Genomic DNA, 551 nt, shown 5'->3' with positions numbered 1-551 from the left:
GTTGGCCCGGCTGGCGCAGCAAGTCGGGGAACAGGCGCAAGGCCTCGCGTCGCTCACGCAAGGCCAGCTTGATGTCGGGCGCGAAGGTGACGACCTCGTCGTTGCGGCGGATGGTGGTGCGCGGCGCACCGGTCAGGGTTTCGATGCGCTCGAACTGCTGCGTGCCATCGCACACGTGCCAGATCTTGGACACCGCCATCTCGGCCCCGCTGCTGACCACAAAAGTGCCGATGTAGGCCCGACGGCGGGCCGCTTCGTGCAGGCGCTCCAGCCAGGCGTGGATGGTTTTTTCCTGGGCCACGGCGGCGCCCCCCGGCGCGGGGCGCTGGGCGTCGGGCCCGGCCCAGGCCGTGGCGGCCAACAGGGTCAGCGCAGACACCCCCAGGGCACAGCGGGCAAAGGTCAGACGCGTCATGGCCGATCAGCGCTGCGGCGCCTCGTAGGTGGCGTTGCGCAGAAAGCCCGCGGGCATCTGCAGCGCCGACACGCTGCCGTACTGGCGGTGCGCGGCCATCAGTTCTTCCAACTGCGGATCGCGCAGCACGACCCCG

Annotated in this window: 1 protein-coding gene and 1 pseudogene; both read right to left on the bottom strand. The window is 70.6% G+C overall.

The window, feature by feature from the left end; translation table 11 throughout:
• Nucleotides 1–415 (bottom strand): sigma-E factor regulatory protein RseB domain-containing protein (locus tag CON77_RS13050; protein WP_304442159.1); only part of this gene is annotated, 415 nt, incomplete at its 3' end.
• A gap of 6 nt (nt 416–421) precedes the next feature.
• Nucleotides 422–551 (bottom strand): annotated as a pseudogene (locus CON77_RS13045) (sigma-E factor negative regulatory protein); the annotation flags it as partial.

Origin of the sequence: Macromonas nakdongensis, from assembly GCF_002837145.1 — a bacterium.
Taxonomy (GTDB): Bacteria; Pseudomonadota; Gammaproteobacteria; order Burkholderiales; family Burkholderiaceae_C; genus Macromonas_B; species Macromonas_B nakdongensis.
Note: the sequence above shows the minus strand (reverse complement) of the source record. Positions and strands in the feature narration are given on the sequence as shown.